This is a genomic window from Pseudomonas vranovensis (genome assembly GCF_040438935.1).
GTDB lineage: Bacteria > Pseudomonadota > Gammaproteobacteria > Pseudomonadales > Pseudomonadaceae > Aquipseudomonas > Aquipseudomonas vranovensis.
In genome coordinates this window covers 1,059,051-1,075,615 of record NZ_CP159259.1, presented here as the reverse complement: position 1 = coordinate 1,075,615, position 16,565 = coordinate 1,059,051, and the positions used below count along the sequence as shown (strand labels likewise).

At 62.8% G+C, this 16,565-nt stretch carries 10 protein-coding genes and 1 pseudogene; 3 read left to right on the top strand and 8 right to left on the bottom strand.

All coding sequences use genetic code 11. The features are described 5' to 3' along the window. Positions 1-30: 30 nt before the first annotated feature. The 8 genes and pseudogenes from ABVN19_RS04930 to ABVN19_RS04895 form a co-directional block, all read right to left on the bottom strand. Positions 31-729 (bottom strand): response regulator, encoded by a 699-nt coding sequence (locus ABVN19_RS04930; protein WP_028941414.1) that lies wholly within the window; start codon positions 727-729, stop codon positions 31-33. Further along, a complete protein-coding gene (locus ABVN19_RS04925) occupies positions 726-3,386 on the bottom strand; it encodes a sensor histidine kinase KdpD (RefSeq protein ID WP_105642482.1) in 2,661 nt (886 codons plus the stop codon). Before ABVN19_RS04925 ends, ABVN19_RS04930 begins: the two co-directional genes overlap by 4 nt. A gap of 9 nt (positions 3,387-3,395) precedes the next feature. Then, on the bottom strand, positions 3,396-3,956 hold the full coding sequence (kdpC, locus tag ABVN19_RS04920) for a potassium-transporting ATPase subunit KdpC (protein ID WP_028941412.1): 561 nt from the start codon (positions 3,954-3,956) through the stop codon (positions 3,396-3,398). Between the two features lie 16 nt (positions 3,957-3,972). Continuing rightward, positions 3,973-6,027 carry a potassium-transporting ATPase subunit KdpB gene (gene kdpB / locus ABVN19_RS04915; protein ID WP_105642481.1) on the bottom strand — a complete coding sequence of 685 codons (2,055 nt, stop codon included), beginning with the start codon at positions 6,025-6,027 and terminating at the stop codon, positions 3,973-3,975. A gap of 10 nt (positions 6,028-6,037) precedes the next feature. Then, positions 6,038-7,731 (bottom strand): annotated as a pseudogene (kdpA, locus tag ABVN19_RS04910) (potassium-transporting ATPase subunit KdpA). An 8-nt stretch (positions 7,732-7,739) separates the two neighbouring features. Further along, positions 7,740-7,829, bottom strand: coding sequence for a K(+)-transporting ATPase subunit F (kdpF, locus tag ABVN19_RS04905; protein ID WP_105642480.1), 90 nt, complete (start codon positions 7,827-7,829; stop codon positions 7,740-7,742). A 115-nt stretch (positions 7,830-7,944) separates the two neighbouring features. Continuing rightward, positions 7,945-9,642: a GGDEF domain-containing phosphodiesterase gene (locus ABVN19_RS04900; RefSeq protein WP_028941409.1), complete on the bottom strand. Its 1,698-nt coding sequence runs from the start codon at positions 9,640-9,642 to the stop codon at positions 7,945-7,947. Positions 9,643-9,664: 22 nt separating this feature from the next. Then, positions 9,665-11,230, bottom strand: a complete 1,566-nt coding sequence (locus ABVN19_RS04895; protein WP_028941408.1) for a PAS domain-containing methyl-accepting chemotaxis protein — start codon at positions 11,228-11,230, stop codon at positions 9,665-9,667. 299 nt (positions 11,231-11,529) lie between these two features. Here ABVN19_RS04895 and ABVN19_RS04890 point away from each other — a divergent pair, with 299 nt between their 5' ends. From ABVN19_RS04890 to ABVN19_RS04880, 3 genes are all read left to right on the top strand, one after another. Then, positions 11,530-12,282 (top strand): carbonic anhydrase, encoded by a 753-nt coding sequence (locus ABVN19_RS04890; RefSeq protein ID WP_028941407.1) that lies wholly within the window; start codon positions 11,530-11,532, stop codon positions 12,280-12,282. A 573-nt stretch (positions 12,283-12,855) separates the two neighbouring features. Then, on the top strand, positions 12,856-13,401 hold the full coding sequence (locus tag ABVN19_RS04885; protein WP_028941406.1) for a C40 family peptidase: 546 nt from the start codon (positions 12,856-12,858) through the stop codon (positions 13,399-13,401). Positions 13,402-15,207: 1,806 nt separating this feature from the next. Then, the gene (locus tag ABVN19_RS04880) at positions 15,208-16,518 is read left to right on the top strand and encodes a C4-dicarboxylate transporter DctA (RefSeq protein WP_028941405.1); all 1,311 of its coding nucleotides are present in this window, start codon (positions 15,208-15,210) and stop codon (positions 16,516-16,518) included. Positions 16,519-16,565 lie beyond the last annotated feature (47 nt).

Genomic DNA, 16,565 nt, shown 5'->3' with positions numbered 1-16,565 from the left:
CGTGGGAGCAGGCGTGCCCCGCGAAAACCATTACCCCGCCTCCGGCCCCACCAACCGATACCCCACCCCCGGTTCGGTGATGATGAAGCGCGGCGCCGTAGGATCATCTCCCAGCTTCTGCCGCACATGCGCCACGACGATGCGCAGGTAGTGGCTGTCATCGACATGGGTCGGCCCCCAGATGTCCTTGAGCAGTTGCTGCTGGGTAATCACCCGGCCAGGATGCGTGGCCAGTTGCGCCAGCAAGGCGTACTCCTTGCGCGTCAGGGCAATTTCAACGCCATCGAGGGTGACTTTGCGAAAGGCCAGGTCCACCGTCAACGGACCAAAGCTCGGCGCCACGTGGGGGGCTGCGCCCTGCGGCACCTGACGCAACAACGCCCGCACCCGCGCCAAAAACTCCTGAATACCGAATGGCTTGGTGACATAGTCGTTGGCACCGTTGTCCAGTGCCTCGACCTTCTGGATTTCACTGGCCCGCACCGACAACACCAACACCGGTACCGCGCTCCACTCGCGCAGTTCGCGCAGCACCTGCTGGCCGTCCATGTCCGGCAGGCCAAGGTCGAGCACCACAAGGTCCGGCCGGCTCAGCGCCGCCTGGGCCAGGCCTTCGGCACCGGTCGCCGCCTCCAGCACCTTGTAGCCCTGGGAACTCAGGCTGATGCGCAGGAACTTGCGGATCTGAGGTTCATCGTCGATGACCAGCAGGGTGGCGATCTGGCTCATGGGGCTTCGCTTTCAGGCTCGGGCTGGGTGGGAAGCGGCAAGCATAATGTGATGCAGGTGCCACGGCCATCGATACCCTCCTCCACACGAATATGCCCGCCGTGGGCACCGATCATGCCCTGGCAGATCGCCAGGCCCAGCCCGGTGCCCTGCCCACCTCGGTCGCCACGCGCGGCGGTGTAGAACATGTCGAAAATCTTCTCCCGGTCTACCAGTGGAATGCCCGGCCCTTCATCGCTGACAGCAAAATGCAGTTGTTCATCAACCGCCGCAACCTGCAACACCAGGCGGCCATTGGCAGGCGAAAAGCGCGCGGCGTTCTCGAGGACATTGACCAACGCCTGCTCAATCAGCGCAGCGTGTACAAACAACAACGGCAAGCCCTCCGGCACCTCGGTGGTCAACTGCAACGGCGCCAGCACCACACGCAGACGATTGAGCGCGCTGCCGACGATATCGGTCGGTGCCACCCAGTCACGGGCCAGTTTCAGCCCGCCGTGCCCCAGGCGTGTCATGTCCAGCAGGTTCTGGATGTAACGATCCAGGCGTTCGGCTTCATCGCGCGTGCCTTCGAGCAGTTCTTTCCGATCGGCCTGGGGGATCGCATCGCCAAGGGCCAGCAGGCTGTCGATACTGCCGCGCATGGCCGTCAGAGGCGTGCGCAAGTCATGGGACACCGACGCCAGCAAAGCGCTGCGCAACTGCTCGGTTTCGCCATGCAAGCGTGCCGCCTCCAGTTGCTCTGCCAGGCGCGCCCGGGCCAGCGCCTGGGCCAGTGGCTGGCTCAAGGCCTTGAGCAAACGCCGCCGTTGAGGCGTCAGGTTCTGGCCCTGCCGCGGGCGCACGCCCAGCAGCGCCAGCGGCGATTCGTCTACCGACAGTGGCCACCACCACCATCGACCATTGGGCAACGTATCGCTACCCAGCCCCGCTGCCTGATCGTGCTGCCAGGCCCAATCCGCCGCGGCACGCTCGTTGTCGCTGAACTGCGGACTGTCGCCGCTGGCCACCTGCAAGCGTCCGTCGGCACCGCGCTCAAGCAGGCAGACCTTGAATTCGTGCCAACCATCGAGGTGCTGTCCGGCGGCATTGAACACCGCCTGGCGGTCGGTGGCGGCAGTGAGCTTTCGCGACAGTTCCAGCAGTTGGTTGGTCTGTTCCTGGGTTTCGCGCAGCGCCTGCAACTGCCGACGCTGACGGGCAGCGAGGTTCCCGGTGAGTGCGGCCATGAGCAGGAAGAACAGCGAGGTCAGCACGTCTTCTTCACGCTGGATGCTGAACGAGAAATTCGGCGGAATGAACAAGAAGTCATAGGCCAGGAACGACATCACCGCACAGGCCAATGCCGGCCCCAGGCTGCTGCGCACCGCTACCAGCAGCACCGCGGCAAGAAACACCAGGGAGATGTTCGGCAGCGCCAGCACGCTGGCCACCCCCCAGGCCAGGCCAGTTGCCAACAGCGTGGCCACCAGGGCCAACAGGTAATGGCGCCACACCCAGGCCTTTTTCGCTACCGCACTGGGCGGCTCGGGTTTGTCGTCGCGGTCCAGTACGTTGATTTCCAGGCCATGGGCTTCACGCAGCAACCGCGTGGCCACGCCCGCGCCGAACAAGCGTCGGCGCAGGCGATCACGCGACTGCCCCACCAGCACCAGGTTGGCACGCCGTTCCAGGGCATGCTGGATCAGGGTCTTGGCCACTTCACCGGCACGCAGCAGCACTACTTCGCCGCCCAGGCGCTCGGCCAATTGCTGGGCCGCTTGCAGACGCTGGCGAGCGGTTTCATCACGCAGCTTGCCGTTATCGACATGCACCAGGCTCCAGGGCAAATGCCGCCGCTGCGCCACGCGGCAGGCATGGCGCACCAGGCGTTCGGCCTGGGCGTCGCCATCCACGCCAACCAGCAAGCGTCCGCGCAAGGCCGGGGCATCCTGGCCCAACTGGCGATAGCCGTGGGCAAGATCGGCATCGACCTGGGCAGCGGCGGTCTGCATGGCCAGTTCGCGCAAGGCGGTCAGGTTGGTCTGGCTGAAAAACGCATCGATGGCGGCGCGCGCCTGTTCGGGCACATAGACCTTGCCCTCGCGCAGGCGCTCAAGCAGTTCCCGCGGCGGCAGGTCGATCAGCACCAGCTCGAAGGCTTCCTGCAGCACCCAGTCAGGCAGGGTTTCGCGCACCTGCACACCGGTTATGCCGCGCACCTGGTCATTGAGGCTTTCCAGGTGCTGGACGTTGACCGTGGTGAACACGTCGATGCCTGCAGCCAAAAGCTCCTGCACGTCCTGCCAGCGTTTGGCGTGACGGCTTCCGGGGGCATTGCTGTGGGCCAGTTCATCGACCAGCGCCAGGTGCGGCGCGGCCTTGAGCAAGCCGTCGAGGTCCATTTCTTCCAGCTGCACGCCACGGTACTCCGAGCGCACCAGCGGTTGCTGCGCAAGCCCCGCCAGCAAGGCTTCGGTTTCGGCCCGGCCATGGGTTTCGACCACCCCCGCCAGCACCTGCACGCCCTGGCGCACCTGGGCATGGGCGGCCTGCAGCATGGCGTAGGTCTTGCCGACGCCAGGCGCCGCCCCGAGGAACACTTTGAGTCGGCCGCGCCCTTCGCGCGGCAATCCCGCCAACAACGCATCGGCGCGTTCGGAGTTGCTATCGCTCACTGCTCTTCCTTATTTCGAAACCGGGGCGAGCCGTTCGAGGGCTGCGTTCAAGGTCAGCACATTGACCACCGGCGGACCGATCAATGGCTGCAGGGTGGACTGCTCTACCAGGGCTTGCAAGGACTGTGTGGCAACCTGCCGCGCCGCCGCCACGCGCGGCAGCTGATAGGCCACGGCAGCGGGTGACAAATGCGGGTCCAGGCCGCTGCCGGAGGTGGTCAACAGGTCCAGCGGCACTGCCCCCTGCTGCTCGACATACTGCTGCGCAGCGCTGTCGGCGATACGCTGGGCCAGCGCCGGGTTGCTCGGCGCCAGGTTGCTGGCACCACTGGCCACGGTGGCGTAATCCGCCGCCGAAGGCCGCGGGTGGAACCAGGCATCGCCAGTGAACGCCTGGGCGATCAAGCGCGAGCCGCGTACCTGGCCCTGGTCATCGCGCAGCAGGCTGCCGTTGGCTTGCTCGGGGAAAGCCACCTGGGCCACCCCGGTAACCACTAGCGGGTACACCGCGCCGGTGATCAGGGTCATCAGCAGGATCAGGCTCAAGGCCGGACGAACGTAAGTTGTCATGGTCATCTCCTTGGTCTCAGACCAGGTGCAAAGCGGTGAGCAGCAGGTCGATCAACTTGATCCCGGCAAACGGCACGATCAGCCCGCCCAGCCCGTAGATCAGCAGGTTGCGGCGCAGCAGGTGCGCAGCGCTGGCCGCCTGCACGCGCACCCCGCGCAGCGCCAGGGGAATCAACACGACGATGATCAGCGCGTTGAACACAATGGCCGAGAGAATCGCGCTCTGCGGGCTGCTCAAGTGCATCAGGTTGAGCACGCCCAGCTGCGGGTAGATCGCCGCGAACAGCGCCGGCAGGATGGCGAAGTACTTGGCCACGTCGTTGGCGATCGAAAAGGTAGTCAGCGCACCACGGGTCACCAGCAGCTCCTTGCCCACCTGCACCACGGCCAGCAGCTTGGTCGGGTCGCTGTCCAGGTCGACCATGTTGGCGGCCTCGCGGGCGGCCTGGGTGCCATCGTTCATGGCCATGCCGACATCGGCCTGGGCCAGGGCCGGGGCGTCGTTGGCGCCGTCGCCGCACATCGCCACCAGGCGTCCGTCGTTCTGCTCCTGGCGAATGCGCGCCAGTTTGCGCTCGGGCGTAGCCTCGGCCAGCACATCATCGACACCGGCTTCGGCGGCAATGGCGGCAGCCGTCAACGGGTTGTCGCCGGTGACCATCACGGTACGGATCCCGAGCTTGCGCAGCTCGGCAAAGCGCTCGCGAATGCCAGGCTTGACCACGTCCTTGAGGTGGATCACCCCCAGCAGGCGCTTGTCGACACACACCAGCAACGGCGTACCGCCGCTCTGGGCGATCTTGTCCACTTCGCGGGACAACGCTGCTGGCATCTCCAGGCGCTGCATCCCCACGAAGGCCAGCACCGAGTCCACCGCGCCCTTGCGAAAGCGGCGCTGCTGGTAGTCGACACCCGACAACCGGGTCTCGGCAGTGAAGGCCACGGGCGTCAGTTGATCCGCAGCGGGCTCGTCGAAGTCATGCAGCTGGCGCAGGTACTCGACAATCGACTTGCCTTCAGCGGTGTCGTCTGCCAGCGAAGCCAGCAAGGCACCCTCGCCCAGCTCCTTGCTGGTGACTCCGGGGGCGGCATGCAAAGCACTGCAACGGCGGTTGCCAAAGGTAATGGTGCCGGTCTTGTCGAGCATCAGCACATGCACGTCACCGGCCGCTTCCACTGCACGACCGGAGCGGGCGATTACATTCAGGCGCACCAGGCGGTCCATGCCGGCAATGCCGATGGCCGACAGCAAGCCGCCAATGGTAGTGGGGATCAAGGTCACCAGCAGCGCCACCAGAAACACCAGCGGCAGGCTGCCGCCGGCAAAGTGGGCGAAGGGCTGCAAGGTCACCACGACCACCAGGAAGATCAGCGTGAGGCCGATCAGCAGGATGTCCAGGGCAACTTCGTTGGGGGTCTTCTGGCGCTTGGCGCCCTCGACCAGGGCGATCATGCGGTCCAGGGTCGACTCGCCCGGGTTGCTGGTGATGCGGACCAGCAACCAGTCGGACACCAGCCGGGTGTTGCCGGTGACCGCCGAACGATCGCCGCCGGACTCGCGGATCACCGGAGCGGATTCACCGGTAATCGCCGCTTCGTTGACCGCCGCAATACCTTCGAGCACCTCGCCGTCACCGGGGATCATCTCGCCGGCCATGACCTTGACCACATCGTCCTTGCGCAGGCTGGTCGCAGGCACCACCTCGAAACCGCCCGAAGGGTTACGGCGCCGCGCGCTGAGGCCCTGGCTACCGGCCTTGAGGCTGTCGGCGCGGGCCTTGCCACGACCTTCGGCCAAGGCTTCGGCAAAGTTGGCGAACAACACCGTGAACCACAGCCACAGGGCAATCTGCACCGCCACCGCCGTGGGCACATTGTTGTCGGGCACCAGGCTCAGCACGGTGGTGAAGAGCGCGGTCAGCTCCACCACCAGCATCACCGGCGAGCGCTTCAGTTGACGCGGATCGAGTTTGACAAAGGCCTGCACCAGCGCCGGGCGCCATAGCGCGGCAAAGGTGGTGGGTGCCGCAGAGGCCGGGGCTGCTTTCACTTCAGGAATCGGCATATTCATGATTCGCTCCTCAGAAACCCAGGCTCAGGTGTTCGGTAACCGGGCCCAGGGCCAGGGCCGGAAAAAGGTCAGGCCGCCAATCAGCAGGATGGTCACCACCAGCAAGGTGGCGAACAGCGGGCCGTGGGTGGGGAAGCTGTTCTCGCCCACCGGCGCGGCCTTTTTCATCGCCAGGCTGCCCGCCAACGCCAGCACCGGCAGGATGTAGCCGAAGCGGCCGATCAACATGCCCAGGCCAAGCATCAGGTTGTGGAAGGTGGTGTTGGCACCGAAGCCGGCAAAGGCCGAACCGTTGTTGGCACTGGCCGAGGTGTAGGCGTACAGCAACTGGCTGAAGCCATGGGCACCAGGGTTGGTCACCGCCGCCGCAGGACCCGGCAGGCTGGCCGCCAGGGCGCCGAGCACCAGAACCCCCACCGGCATCACCAGCAAGGTGGCCACCAGCAGTTGCACCTCCCGTGCCTGAAGCTTCTTGCCCAGGTATTCCGGCGTGCGGCCGATCATCAGGCCAGCCAGGAACACCGCGACCAGCACGTTGAGCAACATGCCGTAGAGCCCTGCCCCCACGCCGCCGAAAATCACCTCGCCAACCATCATGTTGACCAGCGCGACCATGCCGCTGATGGGGTTGAGGCTGTCGTGCATGTTATTGACCGAACCATTGGAAGCCGCGGTGGTGGTCACCGTCCACAGCACACTGGCGGTGGTGCCCAGGCGCATCTCCTTGCCTTCGAGCGGCGCGGCCTGCTCCACCTGCGGGTTATTCAGGCTCGGGTTGACCTGATATTCCGACCACAGTGCAGTCGCGCCACCGATCAGGAACAGCGCCAGCATGCAGGCGATGATCGCGCGGCTCTGGCGCAGGTCTTTGACGTAGTGGCCGAAGGTAAACACCAGCGCCGCCGGAATCAGGATGATCGAGGCCATTTCAAACAGATTGCTCCAGGCCGTCGGGTTCTCGAACGGGTGCGCCGAGTTGACGCCGAAGAAACCACCGCCGTTGGTTCCCAGTTGCTTGATGGCGATCTGGCTGGCCGCTGGCCCCAGAGGGATGGTCTGGTCGGCACCTTGCAGGGTCAGGGCCTGAACGTAATGACCGAAGGTTTGCGGCACGCCCTGCCACACCAGCAACAGCGCCAGCAGCAGGCACAGCGGCAGCAGTCCATAGAGGGTGGCGCGGGTCATGTCGACCCAGAAGTTGCCCAGGGTCTGCGCCGAGCGCCGGGCGATGCCCCGGCACAGCGCCACCAGCACGGCAAGGCCGGTGGCGGCACTGACGAAGTTCTGCACGGTCAGGCCGATCATCTGGCTCAGGTAGCTCACCGAGGCTTCGCCGCTGTAGGCCTGCCAGTTGGTGTTGGTGACAAAACTCACCGCCGTGTTGAACGCCAGTGACCATTCCTGGCCCGGCAGGTGCTGCGGGTTGAGCGGCAGGTAGCCTTGCAACAGCAGCACGGCGAACACCAGCACAAAGCCCGCCAGGTTGAACGCCAGCAAGGCCAGGGTGTACTGCTTCCAGCCCTGCTCGGCCTCCGCATTTACCCCGGCCAGGCGGTAACAGCCCCGCTCCACCGGCCCCAGCAGCGGCGACAGCCAGGTGCGCTGGCCTTCCATCACCTGGTAGTAAAAGCGCCCGAGCCAGGGCGCCGGTACCAGCACCAGCGCAAAGAACGCCAGCAGCAACGCGTAATCGTAACTGTGCATGGCCGCTCCTAGCCCCGGTCGGCGCGCAGCAGCGCGACCATCAGGTAGATCATCAACGCCACTGCCAGCAGCAGCGACACCCCGTCCAGAATGCTCATCGAATCTCTCCGTCCTTACGGCGTTTTGCCGCTGACGGTCATTGTCCGAAGAGGTGCTGTAAAGGTGCGAGACCGGGACCGGCTTGAACCCATAAAGAATGTGTAAAGACCGCCTTCAATGCCCCGCCAGTGCCCGCCACTGTGCCGGCTGCACGTAATGCAGGGCCCAGTTGATGACTGCCTCGGCCGGCATCGGCCGGGCAATGCCATAGCCCTGGGCGACATCGCAGCCCAGCCCCATCAGCAACTGGCCATGCTCCAGTGTCTCCAGCCCCTCGGCGATTACCTGGCGACCAAAAGCGCGGGCCAGGCCGATCACCGCGCGGGTCAGGGCCAGGTCGTCATGGTCGTGAAGGATGTCGCGCACGAATGACTTGTCGATCTTGATGGTGCGGGTGGGCAGGCGCTTGAGGTAACTGAGCGACGAGTAACCGGTGCCGAAGTCATCCAGCGAGAACTGCACGCCCAGCTGCTTGCAGGCCTCCAGGCACTGGCTGACCCGCTGGATATTCTCGATGGCCACCGACTCGACGATTTCCAGGTCGAGCATCTGTGGCGCCACGCTCGGGGAACTCGCCAGCAGGCGCTTGAGGCGCTCGACAAAATCGCTGCGCTGAACGTGTCGAGCGGCAATGTTCACACTCACTGGCCACACATGTCCGAGCTGCTGCCAACGCTGCATCTGCTCCAGGGCCTGGGCAATCACCCACTCGCCGATCTCGACGATCAGGTCGGTCTGCTCCACCAGCGGCAGAAACTCACCCGGTGCCACCAGCCCTTCGGCCGGATGCTGCCAACGCAGCAAGGCCTCGAAACCCAGCACCTGGCCGCTGCGCATGTTCACCTTGGGCTGATAGTGCAAACGCAGCTCGCCTTTGACCAGCGCCTGGCGCACCCGCTCCACGGTCTGGTGCGTGGCCTTGACCTCGCGGTCCAGCGACACATCGAACAGGTGGTAACGGTTACGTCCGCTCTGCTTGGCCACGTACAGCGCCTGATCGGCGTGACGCACCAGGGTGTCGGCGTCTTCGTTGTCGAGGGGAAACAGGGTGACGCCGATACTGGCGCTGACACTCACCTCCTGGTCACGGATCGAATACGGCGCGGCAATCGCCTTGAGTACCCGGTCCAGCGCCGCCTGCAGCGCCGACGGGTGTTGCACATGGCGCAGAATCAGTACGAACTCGTCGCCCGAAAGCCGCGCCACTGCATCTTCACCGCGCAGGATGCCCTTGAGGCGCTTGGCCACCTCCACCAGCAGCACGTCACCACTGGCATGGCCGTAGCCGTCATTGACCGCCTTGAAGCCGTCCAGGTCGAGCATGCACACCGCCAGGGCGATGCCTTCGCGACGGGAGAACGCCAACGCCTGGTTGAGCAGGTCGGAGAGGTAGGCGCGATTGGGCAAGCCGGTCAGCACGTCATGCCCCACGCGCCACTGCAGTGTGTGCAGCAACTGGCGCTTCTCGGTGACGTCGAAGCGGATCGACACGTACTTGCGCACCATGCCGCTGGCCGGGTCGATCAGCGGCACCATGGTGCTGTCGACCCAGTACAGCGAGCCGTCCTTGGCGCGGTTGCAGATCTCGCCTTTCCAGACCTTGCCGGCGACCAGGGCCCGCCACATGCCGTCGAAAAAGTCCCGATCGTGCAGGCCCGAATTGAGAATGCGGTGATTGGCCCCCAGCAACTCTTCGCGGCTGTAGCCGGAGATGCTGCAGAACTGCTCGTTGACGTAAGTGATCCGACCGCTCAGGTCGGTTTCGGAAAAAATCGCGGCCGCATCGACGGCCGCACGGTAGTTGTCATCCATGAAACGCTCGTTACCCTTCGCGTCAGCGGTTGAATCGCTCGACCAGGGCACGCAGGCCCATGGAAATGTGTTCCAGTTCTGCCCCGCGGGTGGCGGCGGCATTGGCGTTCTGTGCGGTGTGCTGCACGGTCCCTGCCACGGTGTTGATTTGCTCGGACACCGACTCGGCCACCGACGACTGCTCCTCGGCGGCAGCAGCCATCTGCTGGCTCATGTCGCTGATGTGCTCGACCGCCGCACGAATGCCCAGCAGTGCCTGCTGCGCCTCAAGTACCCGGGCGACGCCTTGTTCGGCCTCGTCAATACCCAGGCTTGCGATGTTCACCGCATCGACCGCGCCAGCCCGCAGGCTCTCGATGATGCCCTGGATCTGTAGCGTCGATTGACGGGTCTTGCCGGCCAGCGCGCGCACCTCATCGGCCACCACGGCGAACCCGCGCCCCTGCTCGCCGGCACGGGCCGCTTCGATGGCGGCATTGAGCGCCAGCAGGTTGGTCTGGTCGGCAATCGAGCGGATCACTTCGGCGGCGACCGAAATGTCCTCGGTCTGCCCGGCCAGGTGGGTTACCGCCTGATTGATCTGGCTGACCGTGCTGGCCAGCAACTGGATCGCGTCACGGGTGGTGCCCACCACGTCATTGCCCTGCCCGGCCAATTGGTTGGCCGTGTGGGCTTGGCCCGCGGTCTCGTGTACATGACGCGCGACCTCGGCAATCGAGGCGGCCATCTCGGTCATCGCCGCGGCGGTCATGTCGGTCTCGGCGCGCTGATCCAGCAGCGCCGACTCGGTATGGCGCGACAGACGGCTGGAGTCACCCGCCGCCTCGCTCATCTGCACGGCCAGGTCGCTCAGGCGCGTCAGTGCAGTCTTGAGCCGCGCTTCTTCACTGATCAGGATCATCTGCAACTGGGCCATAGGGCCCAGCGCATCACTGTAGGTCAGCGCCACAACCGGGTCGGCAAAGGTGTTGCTGGAGCAGCGGGCGATCTGCGCCAATTGCTGACCCATGCGCTGGTGGGCCCACAGGCCGACCAGGCCAAACAGCCCCAGCGTGATGCCATGGGCGGGCCAGCCGGGTAGCCACTGCTGGGCCGCAAGGGCGGCGCCCCCGGCAAGCAGCGGCACGCCCAGCACCTGCCCGAACTGGGCCATGCGACGTGTGGCCGAGACCGCAGGCTTGCCTTCGCGCAAACGGGCGTACAGTGCTTCGGCACGGCGCACCTGATCGCGCGTCGGCTTGACCCGCACCGACTCATAGCCCACCACCCGGCCACCTTCCAGGATCGGCGTGACATACGCACTGACCCAGTAGAAGTTGCCGTTCTTGCAGCGGTTCTTGACGATGCCCATCCAACTTTGGCCAGCCTTGAGGTACTGCCACATCTGCTGGAATACAGCTGGCGGCATGTCAGGGTGGCGTACCAGGTTGTGTGGGCTGCCGATCAGTTCCGCCTGACTGAAACCACTCATGGCGGCGAACTCGGCATTGCAGTAGGTGATGTTGCTAGCGGTATCGGTGGCAGAAATGAGCCGTTGATCCTCGCCGAACGTCTGTTCGACCGAGGTGACCGGCAGGTTGAAGCGCACGATGAAACTCCCTTTATAGCAGCAACAAGCAGCACGTCCGGGCCCTGGCCACTGTTTTTTAACTGATCGATTAAATAACCCTACTAATTACATCATATTTCTGTAACAAATAGTTATTGAAATCATAGCGACCAAATGCTAATGTCATTCAATAACTGGTTGATTATTAAGTAGATTTAGTGGTCGGCACGGACAAGTTCTGTCCCTGATTCGTTCGGATTTCAGGACATGTCCTATGGACCCCGCGCCTGCCGATCTCAAGAATCCAGCGCTGTACGATGCCAACCAGAGAACGTCGAATGTGCAAACCCTGCGATGCCCAAGAACAACAACCGGCAGTACCCGAACGACGTCACTTCCTGCGCCTTGCCGGGCTAGGCGCCAGCGCCGCAATGCTTACCAGCCTGTTGCCTGCCGGCGCCGCATTGGCCGGCCCCGCCCCCCAGGTACCCAAACCACAAAACCAGCTTGACCCTGACCAGGCGCTGGAGCGCTTGATGGCGGGCAACACCCGCTACATCCAGGGGGTGGCCAAGCGCCACGATTTCTTGTCCGAACGCGAGGCCCTGGCCGGCGGCCAGAACCCCTACGCTGCGGTGCTGGGCTGTGCAGATTCACGCATTGCCCCGGAGTACGCGTTCGATACCGGTCGCGGCGATCTGTTCGCCGTGCGCATTGCTGGCAACTTCGTCACCACCGATGGACTGGCCAGCCTTGAATACGCGGTGGCGGTGCTGGGCACCCCACTGGTAATGGTGCTGGGGCATGAAAGCTGTGGTGCGGTGGCAGCCGGGGTCAAGGCGGTCAAGGACGGCGCGCGGTTTCCCGGACAGATCCAGAGCCTGGCCGACGCTATCCGCCCGGCTGTGGAAAAGGTCATCAAGGCGCCGGGTGACCTGCTCAACAATGCAATCGAGCAGAATGTGCGCGAGACCGTGCATAACCTTACCGCCCGCTCAGCGGTGCTGAGTGAGGCGGTAAGCCAGGGCAAGCTGAAAATTGTCGGGGGCCTCTACACGCTGCAGAGCGGTCAGGTGCAGTTGCTGTCATGAACAACGGCAGGAGCAACTGACTTGCACAGACGCTGTGGGAGCCGGACTTGCCTGCGATCGGCCGCACAGCGGTCGTATTCCAGGCAACACCGGATTTGCTGGATGTATTGGCCTCTCGCGGGACAAGTCGATACTCCGCACCGCCCCTCCCTCCTGGCGACTGCTGCGCAGTCGATCGCAGCCTCGCTCCTCGGCAGCGACTACGGACTGCCGTGTAGCCGCTGGCGACAGCCTGCGATCGGCCGCGCAGCGGTCGTATTCCAGGCAACACCGGATTTGCTGGATGTATTGGCCTCTCGCGGGACAAGTCGATACTCCGCACCGCCCCTCCCTCCTGGCGACTGCTGCGCAGTCGATCGCAGCCTCGCTCCTCGGCAGCGACTACGGACTGCCGTGTAGCCGCTGGCGACAGCCTGCGATCGGCCGCGCAGCGGTCGTGGTTCAAGAAGGATGATTCGTGCTTTCAGAATCAGGCTCTTGAGCTCGCCTTCAGAAGTCAGACGAATCTGATTTTTATCCAAGGACGCACGCTCTACCCTCGCGGCTGTTTGTTTCGCTACATCGGTATGCATTGTGTCCAAGCTCTTTTTCCTGATTGCCGCAAGCTGCCTGTTTGCCAATCTCACCCTGGCCAACCCTGCACCAGAAACCCGCAAGAAGGCCGCCCCTGCCAAGCCCATGGCAACATCCGCCGGCGCCAGTCCCAAGCGCATCGACAAGGTAGTCAAGCGAGCCCATCAACTGATCGGTACGCCGTACCGCTTTGGCGGCAGCTCGGTCAGTACCGGCTTCGATTGCAGCGGCCTGCTGGTGTACCTGTTTCGCAGCGAGGCCGGTATTCATCTGCCGCGCACCACCCGCTCGATGCTCAATTCAAAGGCGCAAAAAGTCCCGCGACATAAACTCACTCGCGGCGACGCCGTGTTCTTCAGTCATAACGGCCGCAGTGCCGTAGGCCACGTCGGGATCTACATCGGCGGCAATCGTTTTATCCATTCGCCCAGGACCGGCAAGTCGATCCGCATCGACTCACTGAACAACAGCTACTGGAACAAGAACTATGTCGTCGCCAAGCGCTTTCACGACGCCCCGGTCACGCCGAAAACCCGGCGCCGGTAACGCAGGTACACCCCACAGAACTTCAGTCGGCAACGGCACCACCGAGCCAGCGGTGCGAGAGCGAGCCAGACGCGATCAATCATCATGCATCACCCTCACTGGTAGACGTTGATGGGGAGCGGCGACCGTCCTCGATTGACGAGGCAGGCGGACGTTGTTGCATAAGATGGCAGACAAATAGTGAATATCCCGCAGCGAGGATAGCGGCCACAAATAGATTACTGAGGAAGTCGATCCAATTTTTGGACAACTCCCCATTCTGTGGAAGGAGTGAATCTAGGGCGTACGACCCCATGATGACAGTACTAAATAACATCAGACGTCCGGGCATTCTACTGGTGGCTCGACTGGAAAAGTCTGCAGCGGTGGCCCGGTTGAAATCGAGCCCTACTTCTAAGCCCGTACGAAGCCCGCGAGGAATAGACCGTTGCTCAATTGTATGTTGCGTTGCCCGCAGCGTCATATCATCTATCATCTCGCCGACAGAATTGATCGCGCTACGTATTAACTCGTTCCGCTATTGAAAGGTCCCAATTGAGGCGGCGCTGGCACCGGCAGGAGACGCCACAGCACCCGAGAGCATACCTCCCGCCAATTGATTGACTCCGTAGGCTGCCGCTGACACACCCACCGCAGGTAGAGACAGTCCATTATTATTGTCAGACTGCCTGACATACATCTCAACAATGTCCCGCAAGACGCAGTACAGCTGCGCCGAAATAAGAGTAGATGCGCCTCGAGCCAGTGTTCCCGTCGCCTGCGCGCCCGCCAGTGCTATGAGGCTTCCAATACCCCCCAATACTCGTCCTGTTCTCGTGGCGCGGGTAGCCGTGTGATTGACTTCATCTCGAATTCCGCCCGCTATGGTCAACGCGACGGGTAGTGCTCCGAACGTGCCACCCATGACAGCACGGGCCGAGGAGGAAATGGCGTGACGCGAGAAAGCGGATTCCATTGCATAAGCAATGGATTGCCGAATAAGGGTGGGCACTCCAACGCTCAGCGAAATTCGCGACCAAGTAGTCAAAACATTTAGAGTCCAACGCTGACCCACTAGCATTCCTGGCCTCAATATTTCGTCACAGAAAAGTCTAATAGCGAAGTCAATATTACCCATCTGCTCGCCTGAGACGTGTGCACGTGATTGAACAACAACGACATCCATAACAACATCCTTTTGCAACCCAGGGGCCATTAGTTCGAAATCCTTGCGCGCCGATACTCATCCACCACTGCTTGCCAAGTGAATAAAGTACTGAACGACAAGCGAGGAAGCTAAGCAAAGTCTGCCGTGGGCGACATGGGATTAGTCCTAATTCTCTGTACTTATGTGTAAACGAGCACAACTAGAAAGATCAGTCTTTCTAATCGGGAATGTTCAAAATGAATCGCCCGCACGGAGCCATGGCTGCATCAGACGAAAGCGAAGAGAACGCCGTATGCGCCGATGGCTATCCACAGGCCGGCCCGCTGCTGGGCAGCCTCTCCAGCCGGCATTCAACAGCCGGACTAACCGGTCTTACCAGCTGGAATGTCCGGAGATACCGCCCCCCCACGCCGCTAGGGACGCGAACGACAGCGATCAGGAATCCTTTCAGGTGTGCGAACGCGCCTGTAAACAACTGATTCCCATAGAAACAGCCTCTGACCAGTTGCTTCTGACGAAGAATCCCTTGCCAATCCAGAAAATCCGCGCCTAAACTGGCCTCGCACTGGACATACCGGTAAGACCACAATAATTAAGTCCTCCGCTCTTTCGCCTTCCCCCGGTGATCGAAGCAAGGACACCGATCAGAGATCCCTCCCATGCTCAAATGGTGCTCGCGTTCGATCTTCCTCCAAGTAGTGCTGGGCCTCGCGTTAGGCATTGCCTGCGGCCTCAGCTTTCCCGAAGTTTCCCTGCAGCTCAAACCCTTGGGCGACGGCTTTATCAAGCTGATCAAGATGCTCATCGGCCTGATCGTGTTCTGCGTGGTGGTCAGCGGTATTTCCGGTGCGGGTGACCTGAAGAAGGTCGGGCGGATCGGCCTCAAATCGGTGATCTACTTTGAAATCCTCACCACCATTGCCCTAGTCATCGGCCTGGTGTTCGCCTTTACCTCCGGCATCGGCAGCGGTGCCAACATTCACCTGGACCAACTGTCAGCCGCCGAAGCCGGCAACCTGGCCGAGCGCGGCCAGCATATCCACGGCACCGCCGCCTTCCTCATGGACCTGATACCCACCTCGGTAGTAGGCGCCTTTGCCGACAACAACATCCTTCAAGTGCTGCTGTTCTCGGTGCTGTTTGGCAGTGCGCTGAACCTGGTGGGTGAAGCCGCCTCGGGCATCTCGCGGCTGATCAACGAACTGAGCCACGTAATATTTCGCATCATGGGCATGATCGTGCGCCTGGCGCCACTGGGCGTGTTCGGCGCCATCGCCTTTACCACCAGCAAATATGGCCTGGAATCGCTGCAGCACCTGGGTGGCCTGGTGGCGCTGTTCTACCTGACCTGCATGGGTTTCGTGCTGCTGATCCTGGGCACGGTGATGCGCGTGTCAGGCCTGCGTATCCTGCCGTTCATCAAGTACCTGCGCGAAGAACTGACCATCGTCCTGGGCACGGCTTCGTCCGACGCCGTGCTGCCACAAATCATGCGCAAGCTGGAGCATTTGGGCATCGGAAACTCCACCGTCGGCCTGGTGATTCCCACCGGTTATTCGTTTAACCTCGACGGCTTCTCGATCTACCTGACCCTGGCCATCGTCTTTATCGCCAATGCCACCGGTACACCATTGGCCATGACCGACCTGTTGACCATCCTGCTGGTCTCCCTGATTACCTCCAAAGGTGCCCACGGGATTCCCGGCTCTGCCCTGGTAATCCTTGCCGCGACCCTGACCGCCATCCCCGCGATTCCGGTGGTCGGCCTGGTGCTGGTGCTGGCCGTGGACTGGTTCATGGGCATCGGCCGGGCGCTGACCAACCTGATCGGCAATTGCGTGGCCACCGTAGCCATCGGCCGCTGGGAAGGCGATATCGACATGGAGCGGGCCAACAATGTACTGGCCGGCAAACAGGGCTTCAGCTTTGCCCAGCGCAAGGCCCCGACCGCCCACCAACAAGAGTTTTGAGTGACCGGGCCGGCACTACGGTGCCGGCCCCAGGAGCACAACATGCA